The organism is Streptomyces sp. F63 (assembly GCF_018070345.1).
In the GTDB taxonomy this organism is placed as follows: Bacteria; Actinomycetota; Actinomycetes; order Streptomycetales; family Streptomycetaceae; genus Streptomyces.
On sequence record NZ_JAGPXX010000017.1, the window covers coordinates 105,890 to 121,246 of the forward strand.

Sequence of the window (15,357 nt, forward strand, 5' to 3'; positions counted from 1 at the left end):
GCTCCCGCCGGCCGCTCGCCGCCGGCCGCCCGTGCGGCTACGCGAAGCGCGCGGGGTCGCCGGCTCCGCGGCGTACGATCTGGGCCGCGCCGTCGGAGAAGTCGATGACCGTGGTCGGTTCGGTGCCGCAGTCGCCGGAGTCGACCACGGCGTCCACCACGTGGTCGAGCCGTTCCTTGATCTCCCAGCCCTGGGTCAGCGGCTCGTCCTCGCCGGGCAGGAGGAGAGTGGTCGACAGCAGGGGTTCTCCGAGTTCGGCGACGAGGGCCTGGGTGACGACGTGGTCGGGGATGCGGACCCCGACCGTTTTCTTCTTCGGGTGCAGCAGCAGGCGCGGCACTTCCTTCGTGGCGGGGAGGATGAAGGTGTAGCTCCCCGGTGTGGCCGCCTTGATCGTGCGGAAGACGGTGTTGTCGACGCGGACGAACTGGCTCAGCTGCGCGAAGTCCCGGCAGACCAGGGTGAAGTGGTGGCGGTCGTCGAGGTGGCGGATCGACCGCATCCGGCTGATGCCGTCGCGGTTGCCCAGCTGGCATCCCAGGGCGAAACAGGAGTCCGTCGGGTAGGCGATGAGCGCGCCGGAGCGGATGCTGCCGGCCACCGTGGTGAGGGTGCGCTGCTGGGGGTTGTCGGGGTGTACATCGAAGTACTTCGCCATGCGCCGACCCTACGTGACCGGAACGCGTGTGTTCCGGCCGGCTGCTGCCCCGGCCGGCTGCTGCCCCGGCCGGCTGCCCCGGGGGGCTTGCGGCGGCGGGGCCGGCCGGTGCGCGGGGGGAGTGCGAAGGCCGGCTTCCGTCCCGGTGCGCGGCCGGGGCCCGGGCGGGTGCGCGGTCCCGTCCCGCGCCGGCCGGTGCACCGCGGCCCGGTCGACGCCGGCGCGCGGGAAAGCGGCAGCCCTTCCGGAACAGACCGGTACCGCTCTCTGGCCGGGCCCGGTCTGCGGCCCTACGCTGGCCTTTTGATGGATCATATGATCGACCAAGGGGCGGGCCGGGTGAGGGGGGGGCATGCTCAGGCGAGGGGCTCCCTCCGGGGAAGGACCCGCGGGAGAGGCCGCGTGGGGGACGCCCGTGGTGTCCGCGGCCGGGGAGAGCGTCCCGCCCCGGGTGGGACCCCGGTGGGTGGCCGCCTATGTGCTGGCGATGGCCGGGGTGGCGGCGGGCTGGTTCGGCCCGATCCAGATCCTGCTGCCGGCCCAGGCCGGGCGCCTGGCGGGCCCGGACGGCAAGGAAGCACTGCTGGCCCTGGTCACCGGATACGGGGCCGCGGCGTCCCTGGCCGCCACGCCCCTCTGGGGCGCGGTCTCCGACCGGCTGCGCTCCCGCTGGGGCCGGCGCAGGCCGGTGCTCGTGGCCGGGACCGGCATCGGCATGCTCGGGCTGCTGGTGCTCGCGCACGCCGCCTCGGCCACCGGCATGACGACCGGCTGGGTCCTGGTGCAGGTGGGCCTGAACGGCCCCCTGGCCGCGCTGGCCGCACTGCTCGGCGACCGGGTGCCCGGCGGGCAGCGCGGCACGGTCGGCGCCCTCTTCGGCGTCGCGCAGATCGCGGGCGTCGTCCTCGGCACCGCCGTCGCGGTGGCCCTGGGCGAGGGAGCCCTGGGGTATGCGGCGCTGGCCCTCGCCGTGCCCGCCCTCGCGGTGAGCCTGCTCCTCCTCCACCGCGAACCGGCCGCGTCCGGCCCGCCGCCGCGGGCCCGGGCCCGCGGACCCCGGCGGGCGGTTCTGCTGCGCCCGGGCGGGCAGTTCGGCTGGGCCTGGCTGATCCGCTTCCTGCTGAACCTGGTCAACGCGCTGATGCTGCTCTACCTGTACTACTACCTCGACGACGCCGTCGGCGCCGGCGACCCCGGCACGCTCGTGCTGACCGTGACCCTCCTCAACGTCACCGTCGCGGGGGTGTGCGCCGCCGCCGGAGGTGTGCTGTCGGACCGGCTGCGCCGGCGCCGCCCCTTCATCGCCGCCGGCGCGGCACTCCTGGCCTGCGGTGCGGTGCTGATGGCGCTGCTGCCGGCGGTGCCCGCTGCCCTGGCCGCCGCGGTCCTGGCCGGCGCCGGCTGGGGCTTCTTCGTCGCGGTCGACCTGGCCGTCATCACGCAGGTGCTGCCCGACGCGGAGAACCGCGCGACGCTGCTGGGCATCGCCAACATCGCCGGCACCCTGCCGCAGTTGCTCGCTCCCGTCCTGGCGGCCCCCCTGGTGACCGGGCCCGGCGGCTACCGGACGCTCTACCTCGTGACGGCGGCCCTCGCTCTGCCGGCGCTTGCCTGCCTGCCGCGGCTGCGCGATGTCCGGCCGCCGGCCGTGCCCGGAACCCGCCCCCCACCCCTTCCGGAAGGACTCCCCGTGCCCCCATCACCGCCCCGGCTCCCGCCGGGTTTCCGCTTCGGGATGGCGACCTCGGCGTACCAGATCGAGGGCGCCGCCGACCTCGACGGCAAAGGACCCGGCATCTGGGACACCTTCACCGCACGCCCCGGCACCGTCCGCCACGGTGAGGACGCCCGTACCGCCATCGACCACTACCACCGCTACGAGGAGGACGTGGCGCACATCGCGGAGGCCGGCGTCCACGACTACCGCTTCTCCCTGTCCTGGCCCCGGGTGATGCCCGGCGGCGGCACCGTCAACCCCCGGGGACTGGACTTCTACGACCGCCTGGTGGACCGCCTGCTGGAAGCCGGTGTCCGCCCGGTGCCCACCCTCTACCACTGGGACCTGCCCCAGGAACTGGAGGACGCGGGCGGCTGGATGAACCGCGACACCGCCCACGCGCTCGCCCGCTACGCGACCGCCGTGGCCGAGCGGCTCGGCGACCGGGTGCACGACTGGATCACGATGAACGAGATGAACGTCCACACCCTCTACGGCTACGCGCTGACCGCCCACGCGCCCGCCCGGGGACTCGGCCTGGCCGCCCTGCCCGCCGCCCACCACCAGCTCCTCGCCCACGGCCTCGCCGTGCAGGCGCTGCGCGCCCACGGGGCGGCCCGCACCGGTGTGGCGAACCAGCACGTCCCCGTCTCCCCGGCCGGCGGCGGCCCGGCCGACACCGAAGCGGCCGCACGCTTCGCGGACCTGGTGAACTGGGCCTTCTCCGACCCGATCCTGCGCGGTGACTACCCCGGCGAGCTGATCCGGGCCGCCACCGGCACCGCGGAACCGCAGCTCGCGCAGGACCTGCAGCTGATCAGCGCACCGCTCGACTTCTACGGTGTCAACTACTACGAGCCCACCGTGATCGAGGCGCCGCGCGAGGGCAGGGACTACCGCGGGGTGCTGGAGGTCGACATCCCCGCAGGCCTGCCGTTCGCGCCCGTGCCGGCCGCCGGCGCCCAGCGCACCGACTTCGGCTGGGCCATCGTGCCGTCCGCGCTCACCGCCGTCCTGCGGGAACTGCGCGACCGCTACCCGGGCCTGCCCCCCGTCGTCGTCACCGAGAACGGCGCCTCCTTCCACGACGCCGCCCCCGGCGCCCGCGGACGGGTGGCCGACCCCCGCCGGATCGCGTATCTGGACGGGCACCTGCGGGCCGTGGCCGACGCGGTCGCCGCCGGGGTCGACGTGCGCGGCTACTACGTGTGGTCGGCGTTCGACAACTTCGAGTGGGCCGCCGGCTACGACGAGCGGTTCGGCCTCGTCCACGTCGACCGCGCGACCCTGCGGCGGACGCGCAAGGACTCCTGGTACTGGTACCGGGACGTGATCGCCGCACAGCCGCCGGCGCCGGCCCCGGACCGGCCTCAGACCGCCGGCGGCCCCACCGCCCCGAGCTGACCGACGAAAGCCGTGGCCAGGCGCGACAGACGCGCACCGCGGCCCTCCTCGGCCCAGCCGTCGACGAGGCTCAGCAGCGTGCTGCCCTCGACGAAGATGATGAAGTCGTCGATCACGTCCTCCTCCCCCACCCCGGGGCGCAGCTCACCGCCCTCACGCGCCTCCCGCAGGCAGACGCGCAGCAGCTCCCGGATCACGCGGTGGGAGTCCCGCCGCGCCGCGGCCAGCCGGGGGCTGGACAGCGCCGCCCCGGCGAAGGCCACGTTGACGTGCGCGTCGGCGGTCCGCTCCTCGTCCAGGGGAAGCACGGCCTCCAGGGCGGCGCGCAGCGCGGCGAGGCCGCACAGGTCGCCGCCGAGCCCGAACGCGCGGGTGATGATGCGCTGGTAGACGGCCGTCTGGGCCGCGACGAGGATGTCGTCCTTGCCGCCGAGGAAATGGGCCAGGACGCTCAGCGAGCATCCGGCCTCCTCGGCGATGGCCCGGGTGGTGGTGCCCTCCACGCCGCGGGCGCGGACCACCCGCCAGGTGGCCGCGAGCAGTTCCGCCCGCCGCCGCTCGCGGTCCACCAGCTTCGGCACCCGCCCAGCCTACCGAGTGCCCACGGCGTCCCGGGAAACGGCTTCCGGACCGCTCTTCCGCGCCGATGGCCGCGGGAAGCCACCGCAGCCGCGGCCACGCACGGCCCCGGCGGTGTGCGCCTCCGCCGGTGACTCCCGCCGGGACGACGGCGGAAGCCACCGGCCACGCAGCGGCCCGGCCAGGAGCCGGCGGCCGTACGGGCTCGCGCAGCGGCGGAGCGTCCCGCCTGCCCCGCCCGCGCGCCGCCGGGCCGCGTGCACGGCCGGTGCGTCCGCCGCCTCGCCGGCACGGCAGACGCCGGGCGCCCCGGGTGACCGAGTCACCGGCTCCGGCGGTTCCGCTGCCCGCACCCGCACCCGCACCCGCACCCGCACCCGCGCCCGCCGGCAGGCGCGGTCGCCGAGCAGGCCGGCGCACTCACCTTCTCCGGCCGTGCGGCCCCTCCGCGGCTGGTACGCCGCCTGCCGGAGCCCTCACCCCCGCCCCACAGATGCTCGGGAGGACTCGCGCCGCGCAAGGGGCCCGCCGCCCCACGGCCCCACACGCCCACGACCCACCCCCCGACAAGGATAAAAACAAAGCTAATTCCGGAGTTAAATCCTGCTAGGGTCCGGGGCGGAGGGAGAAACACATGGCATCCGAGGAAGAGCTGTTCGCGTCCGTCGACGCCCTGCTGGAGGAGGAACCGCAACTGCCGCCTCCAGCAGAGCGGGCCCGGCTGCGGGAAGCCGCCGGCATCACCCAGGCCCGCCTGGCCCAAGCCCTGAAGTCGACGACGCAGACGGTCAAGAACTGGGAGAACGGCCGCACCGAACCCAAACCACCACGCCTGGAGGCCTACCAGCGGCTGCTGAAAGGCTGGGCGGCGAAATACCCACCCCACGGCACCACCCCCGCCCCGGCAGCCGCACAGGAGCCGGCCCGGCCCGGCACCACCCGCCCTGCCGACCCCCCAACAGCCCCCGCCCCACCGGAAACACCCACCACCCCCCCGGCCCCGGCCACACCGGCCCCCGAGCGCGCCACGGCCCGCCCGGCCACGGCACCGCGCCGACCGGCCCGCAAACACCTCGAGCCGAACACCACCACCGCCCCGTACCAGCACGGCCCCCTCGCAGTCCTGGACGGCGACGGATCCGCCTACGCCACGGACGGCACCGTGCTGGACTGCCCCGCCACCACGATGGCGGACCTGGTGGAGTGGACGCTGCACGCATCCCGTCTCGGCACGCCGAAACTGCACCGCCACGGCAAGGACTCCGACCCGCTGATCGTCCTCACCGCCGCCGCCGCCGTGAAGCTCGGACTGCCCGAACACCTGGACGGCCACGAGCAGCGCCGCTCCCTGCGCCTCCCAGAAGACCACCCGGTCGTCCAGCAGCTGACGAAGGCCAAATGGAAGCTCACCCAGCGCGGGTTCGGCCCCTGGGCACGCATCTACCGCCCCGCCCAAGCCGGTCAGCGGCAGTGCGTGCAACTCGCCGTCCTGTCCTGGGACGCCCTCGACGCCCGCTCCTGGCCCGGCGTCACCGACATGGAGCCGGCCGACATCGCCCGCGTCCTCGGCCTCTACGCCCAGCGCGTCATCACCCCCCGCGGCTCCACCGCCGTCTCCGGCCTGGAACTGATGACCGCGCTGCGCCCCCCCACCCGCGCGGTGCAGGACCCGGCGACCGGAAACTGGGTACCCGGGCACAACCCCGGCTCACTGGGCACCGAACCGCTCGACCCGGCACCGCCGGAGGCCACCCCCGAACACCCCGTCGTCGCCCACTCCAACTGGACGGGAGGCTTCCTGGACGAAGAAGCCTACCAATGGGTCCGCGACCCCCACCTGCTGTCCGACGAGGAATGCCTGCTGCCCTGCGCCATCGGCCTGGACCTCAACACCGCCTTCCTCGCGGCCGCCGCCCGCCTGACCGTCGGCCTCTCCGCCCCCGAACACGTGACACGACCACAGTTCGACAAGAAAATCCCCGGCTCCTGGCGGGTGGACCTCTCCCACATCGACCTCGACCCCCGCCTCCCCTCACCCTTCACACCCACCGGCGAACGCCCCCAGGGGCCGGCCTGGTACCAGACCCACACCGTCGCCTACGCCCAGGAACTCGGCCACAACGTCCACCCCACCGAGGCCTACCTGCGCCACGAGACCGGCGCCTACCTCGACCCCTGGCACGACCGCCTCAAGACCGCCTACCTCGACACCCTCGCCGACCTCGGCATCACCAAAGACCTCTCCGACACCGCATTCCTGGCGGCAATGGAACGACACAAGGACACCGACCCCGCCCTCGCAGCCGTCCTCACCGCCATCAAGGCCACCATCAAAGGCGGCGTCGGCAAACTCCGCGAACGCCCGCAGGGACGCCACTACCAGGACGGCCAGCGGTGGCCGGCCCTGCAGCGCCCCACCTGGCGCCCCGACATCCGCGCCGCCGTCATCTCCAAGGCACGGGTCAACATGCACCGCAAGATGGCCAACATGGCCAAGATGACAGGCCTCTACCCGCTCGCCGTCCTCTCCGACTGCGTCGTCTACCCCTCACCGGGCCGCTCACCGCTGGACTTCCTGCCCTACAGCACCTCCGGCAAGCCGATCCCCGGCGCCTTCCGCCTCGGGCCCACGCCGGGCCTGGCCAAGCTCGAAGGCGTCCAGTCGATGCTGTGGGCGGTCGACCTGATGGAGCAGGGCCTCAACCCGGCCCGCCACATCAAAGGCGGCGACGCCGTGATGGACGAAGGCGAGTAACAGGCCATCTCATGCGGCGTATTCGGCTGGTGGCCGTTGCAACACCCCAGTCCAAGGGGCGGGATGGACTTAAAGATCCGAGGGGACCGGACTCCACAGGGGCGTAAGAAACTGTCCCGGGAACGGGAGGCATACTCCCGGCTCGTGCAGCAGGGATACAGCAACGCCGAGGCATGCCGGATCGTCGGCATCGCTGCGCGGACCGGCCGGAAGTGGCGCAACGGCCCCTCCGGGGAACGGAGCCGGAAGCCGGTACCACCGATCAATCCGGTGGTACCGGCTTCCGGCTCGCCGCGGTATCTGTCCGAGGACGAGCGGATCCACATCGCCGACCGGCTACGTGAGAAGGCCACGGTCGGGGCGATCGCTGCAGAGCTGGGCCGAAGCCCGTCCACGATCAGCCGGGAGATCCGCCGCAACCGCACCGACGGCACACGCGGCCAGTGGCACTACTGGGCTTGATTCGCTTTGACGGACATCAGAGATCAGGGGCTTCGGCCCCGGAAGGATGATGTCCATCATGGAAAGCATGGGGAAGAAGAAGCCTCGCCCTCACCACTCGTTCACGCCGGAGTCCAGGGCCGAGATCGCCGAGCTGTGCCGACGGGGTGACCGCTCAGTCGGTCAGGTCGCCAAGGACTTCGACCTGACCGAGACCGCGGTGCGCGACTGGGCCAAGCAAGCCGAGGCCGACGCCGGCGAACGGGACGGCCTGACCAGCGGTGAACGCGAGGAACTGGCCGCACTGCGGCGGGAGAACCGCAGACAGCGGGAGGACGTGGAGATCCTCAAACGGGCCACGGCTTTCTTCGCGAAGGAGACCCGGCGACGGTGCACCCGTTCATCGAGGCGGAGAAGCAGGGCGGTCACAACGTCAAGCGAGCGTGTGAACTGCTCAAGGTCTCCAGAGCCGCCTTCTGCGCCCGCCGCACCGGCACCCCAGGACCCCGCGTGGTGCGGGACACCGAGCTGACGCAGCGGATCACAGCCGTGCACGAGCAGTCCCGCGGAACCTACGGGGCCCCGCGCGTCCACGCCGTGCTCCAGCGCGAGGCCACCGCCTGCGGACGCCGCAGGGTGGCCCGGCTCATGCGCCTGGCCGGACTGGCCGGCCGGCACCGAAGACGCCGGCACCGCACCACCATCCCCGACCCGCACGCGGCCACCCGCCCCGACCTGGTCCTCCGCGACTTCCAGCCCGACCCGACCGCGACCGACACCCGCTGGTGCGGCGACACCACCTCCATCGCCACCGAGGAGGGCCGGCTCTACCTGGCCACCGTCATCGACACCGCCTCCCGCCACGTCGTCGGCTGGGCCACCGCCGACCACCTGCGAACCGAACCGGTCGCCGACGCCCTGCGCGCCGCCTGCCGCACCCGTCGCCCGACCGATCCGGTGATCTTCCACTCGGATCGCGACTGCCAGTACACCAGCCGTGAACGCACCCTCCTGGCAACGGAGTCCGACGTCCGGCTCTCGGCCGGCCGCACCCGGCAGTGCTGGGACAACGCGCTGGCCGAGTCGTTCTTCGCCACCCTGAAGAACGAGCTGACCGACACCCGTTTCTGGCCCAGCCGGGCTGCCGCTCGCACCGCGATATCCGAGTGGATCGAGAGCTGGTACACCTTGCAGCCGCTGCACAGCACTCCCGGCTACCGCACACCCGCCGACTACGAGACCACCCTCGCAGCCTGACCACCACACCGACGGTGTCCGTCAAAGCGAAACAAGCTCAGGGCCATGTCATTCTCACGCCGACTACCAATCACCGCAGGCCCACCCGCAGCCCAGCAGACCGGCGAACGAAGGCCGCCATCCTCTCCACCACCGCGGCACAACCTCCGCTGCGACGTTGTCGACCGGCTTCGGCGGCGGCGCGATCCGGTCCGGATCCAGCCCCACCTTGTGCGGATGCACGCACGCCGGAGTCCCGTCGGCGGTGTACCGGAAGCCGCCCTCTGCCGGGTGTCGGGCCGGGAGCACGTCCTGCCCCGTCAGGGCTTCCCGCTGACCATGCTGATCGGGACGGCGTCCCAGCCCGGCTTCACCGGCCCCCCGGACGACCTCCTGCGGAAGATCTTCGACGGACACTGGGACATGACCGGCGGCAACCTCGACGGTCCCCTCACCCTCCCCCGGCCCGATGAGGAATGGGACTACAAGGCCGCGCCGGAGGGCCCCGAGGCCTGCGAGGCGGCCCGCTGAGAGCAGTTCAGCACCATGCTGACAACAGCCGGCTTCCCGGTGCCCACCACCGTGCGGGACCTGTCCGAGCTCTACCTGACGTGGGGCCTGGCCCGCCGCGAAGAGACGCCGGACGGCACCCGATGGTCCATGCCCACCGCGCTGCCACTACCCGACGACCTGCTACCCCTGGACCCCGAACTCACCGAGCGCCTCGACGGGATCCGCTGGACGACGCGCACCAGCCCGCTCCTCGACACCCTCATCAACCACCTGGCCGGCGATCTGGGCGAACCGACAGAAACCCTCACCTCCCTCGACCGGCTGGCGGCAGCCACAGGCCAGGACGTCGACGACGTCCGGCTCGCTCTCGCGGAACTCGTGAAATCCGGCGACGCCCGCGTCCAGCGCGGCGAGGAACCGGCCGACGCGGAGCGCCTGGAGGCCCACCACCGCTTCCGCCTGGTCACGGACTGAGAGCACTTCCACGAGAACCGCATCCAGGTCAGCCGCGGATGACTGAGGCCGCGCACGGCCCCGTGGGGACCAGCGAAACGCGCCTAATCGTGCTCCGCGGCAACAGCGCCTCGGGCAAATCCTCCGTCGCGGCCGGCCTGCGCGAGAAGTCCGGCCGCAACCTCGCCACCGTCGCCCAGGACAACCTGCGCCGCATCGTGCTGCGCGAACGCGACCGGCCCGGCGGCGCCAACATCGGCCTGATCGACCTCACCGCCCGCTACGCCCTGGACCACGGTTTCCACGTCGCCGTCGAAGGCATCCCGTACGCCGACTGCTACGGCACGATGCTCCAGAACCTGGTGCCCGCCCACCAGGGCGTCACACGGTGCTACTACCTCCACGTGCCCTTCGAGGAGACAGCGCTCCGGCACGCCACGAAACCAGACGCCGAGTACCTCGCGCACGTCAACGAGGGCCACCTACGCGACTGGTACCGAGAGAAGGACCTGCTCCCCAACAGCCTCAAGACCGTTATCGACGCGGCCAGCACCCTGGACGACACGGTCCAACAGATCCTCTCCGAGAGCGGACTGGACGGCATTCTCCCGATCGACCGCTGAGGGGCGCCGGCGCAGGTACGGTCATCATCACGGTACCGACGACGGCACACACCAGCGGACCCAGGGGGCAATGGGCGTGGAGAACGGATCGCAGAGCATCCCGTGGGGCGGCGAGTGGCGACGCCACCTCCGCTCCGACGCCGAGATGGATCTCGTGCGCTCGTGGAGGCGCCGTGTCGAATGCCCGACCTGCAAGACAGCCGCAGGGCGGGCCTGCCGCACCGCGGGCGGCCGCCCGACCAACGAACACCGTGCACGCCGTGACGCCGTCGGCCCCACCCCGTACGCGAAGTGGCGCAAGGAGGGCCTCATCCCGGAGCAGCGGACGTACACGATTCCGGCCGTGCTCAGGGAGTCGGAGAAGGCCCGCGCCGACTACAACGTGGACACCGCCCTGGCCGACGGTGTGGCGGTCGTCCGCATGTTCCTCGCCGACCGGCTCGGGTTGTTCCTCCAGGGCGAGGAGGCCATGGACCGCATCGACGACGCCGTGCGCAAACTGATCGAGGTCCGCGGCCCGGTGGGGACGGCCGACGTGGTCACCGTCCTCGCCAGCCAAGTCGCCTCGCTGCTGGCTGCGAACGCCGGACCCGACGGCGATCCGGAGGCCCGGTTCGACACAATGATCCGCGCGCAGATCGACATGGTCCGCAGGATGAATGCGATCGAGAAGGAACAAACCGACGGATGACCGGCTGGCGGTGTCCCGTTCGAGCGAAGGACTGAGCTGTGCCCGACCGACCCGAAATCGTCTGCATCTGCGGCTCTACCCGGTTCGTGGACGAGATGCGTGCGGTGAATCGTGAACTGACCCTCGCTGGGATCATTGTTGTTGCGCCAGGCGAAGCAGACGAGTTGATCACAGACGAGCAGAAGACGGCGCTGGACACCCTCCACCTGCGCAAGATCGACCTGGCAGACCGGGTTCTGGTCGTCAACCCTGACGGGTACATCGGCGAGTCCACGAACAGGGAAATCGACTATGCCCACGCCACCGGCAAGCCGATTTCGTTCACCGACCCCGCCCCCGCTGCAACATAGTTCGCCAGGGGAGCGGCCCAAGATCGCAGGGCCCCACGCACGCCAGTGCGATGCCGCAGCTCAGAACCCCCGGGCATCGCACCCCAGTGCGTGTAGGACTTGGCACGACGCTGCTGCGGAGGGCGACGGTTACCTTCCGGCCGGCTCCGGGCCGGAGGATGGCCAAGTGGTGCATTGACGCACTCAACCTGTGGCAATCTAGACCCCGTTGGGGGATCAACTGATGACCAGTTACGCGTGCACGGAGTGTCCCTTTCAGGCTGAAGGTCTCGAAGATCTGCAGCGGCACTCACAAGAGACCGGCCACGTCGGCATCTGCAAGAGCGCGGCCGCGTCAACTGGAGGCAAGCTCTCCAAGCTCACCAAGCGTCTGATGGCAGCTCAGGGCGTGACCCTCACTGCCCTCGGAGCCTCCATCTGGGCATGCACGTACGTGTACGCCAAGTGGCAGGTCGCAGAAGACGAGATCGCCTACCTGAAGTCACCCAGGGGTGCAGGCCGAAATCTCAAGAACCAGGACAAGCGTCGAGACAAAGAGTGAGCTGGGTGGGGGAGAGAGGCCTGCGCCGCTGCTCACCAGCCGTCGGGTGCGCTGTCCCACCCACGCGATCAGCCGGCCCTCACTGCTGCGGCCCCAGTGCGGTTCCTCCATCGAGGTCTCGTGTCCGTCGGGCAGGACGCAGACCCGCACCCAGCGGCCGTGCTTGCCCGCGCAGACCTCGGTGAACCGGGCCGCGTCGCCCTCCGCCACAGCCTGGTCGTAGCAGTCCTGAAACTGCTGGAGACGGGTGCACAGCTCTATGCCGAGCCCCATCTCCGACGCCTCCACCCGGCCCCGCCTCCTGCACCCCCCGGGTCGGAAAGCACAGTCGAGACGACGTCCTCCGCCTCCGCGAAGCCCCTGGCGCGAGCGCGTTGCCGCACAGCGTCCTACACGCGCCGCTCTTCCTCTGGTGCGGTCATCACGCCACTCCTTCCGTGGTCGCCCACTCCAGCCCGAGGCCGGCCAGCGCCCGCAGCTTGTCGATGGTCAGCTTGGCCCGGCGGCTCTTGCTGTTGGACAGGAACACCCCGAGCCTGACCTCCGTCCCATCCGGCAACACCTCCACATGACTCCTGGGGACCCTCACAGAGCCCGTGCGGGCCTTGTACTGCGCCAGGGCCGCAACACCCCTCTCGAAGGCGCTCACGGGCGCCGTGGACGGCTTCGCGGACACCTCCGGATCCACCGGAGCCGGAGCGGCGAGCGGGGTGACGCCGACGGCCTCCAGGCACTCGCGCTGTCCGTCGGCCAGGGCCGCCCACACCTCGGGCTTCCGCTGCCGGGCCAGCCACTTCCCGATGTCCATCCCGTGCACGGTGACACCGGGCAGAACGATGTCGGCGGGGCTCTCTTCCTCGCGGACGAGTTCGCGCAGTGCGGCGTAGTGCCGTTGCCAGGTGGCCGGCCATGCCGGGTTCCAGTGCTCATCCACGGCTTCCAGCGCGGTCTTCCACTCCGGGTGCCCGTCCAGGGCTCCGGGACGGCGGAGGTTGGACAGCCACTGTCCCACCGGCCGGTCCAGCATCGTCGCGGACCGAGGCGCGCACAGCGTCCAGTGCTGCTCGTAGTACGCCTTCGCGGCCTCCAGGTTCTCCTGGAACCGCTCATCCGCCAGGCTCCAGACCATGCCCAGCTTCTCCAGCCGGCGGGCGCGCAGGCCGCTCATCTGCCCCGCCCCGTACGCCCGTCGCTGCTCCGCGACCCACTGCCCCAGCGGGTACGCCCCCTCCTTGCGCCCGTACGGAACCCGCGCATGAAGCTCACGCTCCGTGAACTTCTTGAGCGCCGCCCAGCCGCGCGCCCAGTCCTGCTTCTCCGTATCGATCACGTTGAAGCTGACCCAGTCCGCGACCATCACCGGGTCCCTGGGGGCAGCAAAACGCAGCAGCAGACGGGATTCTTCCTCACCTTCCCCGGGTACCGCGCCAATACTCACGGACGGCTGCGCCACGCCCTTCTGAGGCTCCTGCGGGATCGCGAGCAACTCGACCGCCTCTTCATCGTGAGCACGCAATCCCTCAAGGACCTTCACCAAAGGCCGATACGATCCCGAGGTAAACATATCCTCCGGCTTTTCTCCCGGCTGGAGAAACACCGGCACGATCAACGAGGCGAGTTTCCCTTGTCCAGGCTTCTGACGCAGCGCCCGGCCGATGGCCTGGACGATGTCGTGCGGCGCCCCCTTGGGGTCCAGCAGGGCCACGGAGTCCACGGCCCGGATGTCGACGCCCTCGCCCAGAACGCGGCAGTTCGACAGGACAGCGCGCCGCGCCGTGGTCCCGAACCCCGCGAGCACGTCCCGCCGGCGCTCGCGCAGGTGCTCCCCACACAGCCAGTCCGCCCAGATCAGAGCGGGGTACCTCTCGGGCTCGCCTGCGTGCAGCTTGGCCGCGACGCGTTCCAGGCCCTCCGCGTACGCCTGTGCCTCTATCGTCCGGTGGTGGAAGGTGATGCAGGTCTGCAGGTTGTGCTGCGCCATGGTGTGCAGGAGCGCGGCCTGGAGCGCCCCGAGGCGCTGCCCGCGGACCTCCTCGGTGTGCCGGTCCTCGCCCATCAGCCGCCCCGGCGTGACCACCGGGTCCTGGAGCTCCAGGACGATGATCTGGTACCGCGCCAGCAGCCCGCGCGAGACGGCAGACGCCAAGCTGAGCTTGTAGAGGACGGGCCCGAAGACCTTCTCGTCGTCCATGGAGGCCGCCATCTCCCGAGGCAGCGGGTCACGCACCCCCTCGGCGACCTCGCGGTTCAGCCGCTCCTCCCAGATCCGCGGCGTCGCCGTCAGGTACAGCCGGCGGTACGACGGGATGACGCCCTGATCGTGGACGTCGGCCCACGCCTTACCCATCGAGCCGGAAGTCCGGTGCGCCTCATCGACCACCGTCAGGTCCATCGGGGCCAGCTGCTGCCCGTAGGCGCCCTCGAACGCCTCCGCCAGGACCCCCAGCGAGGCGTACGTCCCGAAGATGGTCACGGGCCCGGATCCGTGCCACAGAGCCAGCTGCACAGAATTCGTGGTGGAGCGCACCTTCAGGTTCCACAACTCCGGGTCGCCCTGGAGCGAGCACACTGCAACCGCCGGCCCCGTGTGCCCGGCCCCGCGCCACGCCTGGACGGTCTGCGCCAGAAGGTCCAGCGTCGGCACCAGCACGAGAATGCGGCCCTTGGGAACAAGGCGCTTGGCCGACGCCGCCGCGATGATGGTTTTTCCCGTTCCACACGCGGCGTGCACCTGCCCGCGAAGTCCGTTCCAGGGAATACCGCCCGGCGGAATATCGAGACCGCGCACAATGGCGGCAACGGCCTCGATCTGATGGTCACGCAGTTTCACGGCCATGCCCCGTGTTCTCCTCTTCGCGGAATTCGGCGCGTAATCAGAAAGGGATCCCGGCGCGAGTGCGCGGCGCTGGGGGTGTGGTGTCTGATCCCAGACTCTACACAGCAACAACCTGTGATGCATCACCCGCGCCAACTTCGCTCCCCAGGATGATACGTGGCTCGTTCTCACCCACGAACGACTGGTTGTCCTGCATGCTGGCAGGATATTGGTGAACATGCCGGGGCAGTTTCGAGGGTGGGGGAGGGGTTCGGGCGGAGCGCAGCGGAGCCCGTCACTGCGGTGTGGCCGGCACCCCCGTCAGGCCGATGCTCCGTCACATCCGTTGCGGGGGGTGGTGGCTGGGATTCCCAAACCCTACACAGACCCGCGCGTGATACACCTCCCCTTACTGCCAGCCCAGGCACCCGCGCTTGCGCGGGTGCTTACAATTCGCGCTTGCGCGAATTGCCCTGCTTTTTGAATTCCGCTTGCGGAATTCCATTCCGGCGCTTGCGCCGGAATCCGAATTGCGCTTGCGCAATTCGTGCTCTATGCAGCGCGTCAGCGCTGCATAACCC

At 71.2% G+C, this 15,357-nt stretch carries 11 protein-coding genes and 3 pseudogenes; 10 read left to right on the forward strand and 4 right to left on the reverse strand.

Annotation, left to right across the window (positions count from 1 at the left end):
- Positions 1-37: 37 nt before the first annotated feature.
- On the reverse strand, positions 38-658 hold the full coding sequence (locus KBZ10_RS18600) for an L-threonylcarbamoyladenylate synthase (RefSeq protein ID WP_210988775.1): 621 nt from the start codon (positions 656-658) through the stop codon (positions 38-40).
- 451 nt (positions 659-1,109) lie between these two features.
- Here KBZ10_RS18600 and KBZ10_RS30340 point away from each other — a divergent pair, with 451 nt between their 5' ends.
- A complete protein-coding gene (locus KBZ10_RS30340) occupies positions 1,110-3,779 on the forward strand; it encodes a GH1 family beta-glucosidase (protein WP_210988776.1) in 2,670 nt (889 codons plus the stop codon).
- Here KBZ10_RS30340 and KBZ10_RS18610 read toward each other — a convergent pair.
- A complete protein-coding gene (locus tag KBZ10_RS18610; protein WP_210988777.1) occupies positions 3,746-4,360 on the reverse strand; it encodes a TetR/AcrR family transcriptional regulator in 615 nt (204 codons plus the stop codon). The genes KBZ10_RS30340 and KBZ10_RS18610 overlap by 34 nt on opposite strands.
- A gap of 632 nt (positions 4,361-4,992) precedes the next feature.
- Here KBZ10_RS18610 and KBZ10_RS18615 point away from each other — a divergent pair.
- From KBZ10_RS18615 to KBZ10_RS18645, 9 genes and pseudogenes are all read left to right on the forward strand, one after another.
- Positions 4,993-7,113 (forward strand): DNA-binding transcriptional regulator, encoded by a 2,121-nt coding sequence (locus tag KBZ10_RS18615; protein ID WP_210988778.1) that lies wholly within the window; start codon positions 4,993-4,995, stop codon positions 7,111-7,113.
- 63 nt (positions 7,114-7,176) lie between these two features.
- Positions 7,177-7,560 (forward strand): annotated as a pseudogene (locus tag KBZ10_RS29575) (helix-turn-helix domain-containing protein); the annotation flags it as partial.
- An 82-nt stretch (positions 7,561-7,642) separates the two neighbouring features.
- Positions 7,643-7,873 (forward strand): annotated as a pseudogene (locus KBZ10_RS30610) (transposase); the annotation flags it as partial.
- Positions 7,874-7,944: 71 nt separating this feature from the next.
- Positions 7,945-8,811, forward strand: coding sequence for an IS3 family transposase (locus KBZ10_RS18625; protein WP_210988779.1), 867 nt, complete (start codon positions 7,945-7,947; stop codon positions 8,809-8,811).
- Between the two features lie 216 nt (positions 8,812-9,027).
- Complete coding sequence (locus KBZ10_RS29580) at positions 9,028-9,321, forward strand: hypothetical protein (RefSeq protein ID WP_247702580.1); 294 nt, start codon at positions 9,028-9,030, stop codon at positions 9,319-9,321.
- Between the two features lie 12 nt (positions 9,322-9,333).
- Positions 9,334-9,777: pseudogene (locus tag KBZ10_RS29585) on the forward strand (DUF6042 family protein); the annotation flags it as partial.
- A 38-nt stretch (positions 9,778-9,815) separates the two neighbouring features.
- Entirely contained in the window at positions 9,816-10,379 is a 564-nt protein-coding gene (locus tag KBZ10_RS18635; protein WP_210988780.1) for a kinase, read from the forward strand.
- A gap of 70 nt (positions 10,380-10,449) precedes the next feature.
- A complete protein-coding gene (locus tag KBZ10_RS18640) occupies positions 10,450-11,070 on the forward strand; it encodes a hypothetical protein (protein WP_210988781.1) in 621 nt (206 codons plus the stop codon).
- Positions 11,071-11,108: 38 nt separating this feature from the next.
- The gene (locus KBZ10_RS18645; protein ID WP_210988782.1) at positions 11,109-11,420 is read left to right on the forward strand and encodes a hypothetical protein; all 312 of its coding nucleotides are present in this window, start codon (positions 11,109-11,111) and stop codon (positions 11,418-11,420) included.
- 481 nt (positions 11,421-11,901) lie between these two features.
- Here the strand turns inward: KBZ10_RS18645 and KBZ10_RS29590 are convergent, their stop codons facing one another.
- Positions 11,902-12,234, reverse strand: a complete 333-nt coding sequence (locus tag KBZ10_RS29590) for a hypothetical protein (RefSeq protein WP_247702582.1) — start codon at positions 12,232-12,234, stop codon at positions 11,902-11,904.
- Between the two features lie 148 nt (positions 12,235-12,382).
- Positions 12,383-14,797 (reverse strand): DEAD/DEAH box helicase, encoded by a 2,415-nt coding sequence (locus tag KBZ10_RS18660; protein ID WP_210988784.1) that lies wholly within the window; start codon positions 14,795-14,797, stop codon positions 12,383-12,385.
- Between the last annotated feature and the right edge of the window lie 560 nt (positions 14,798-15,357).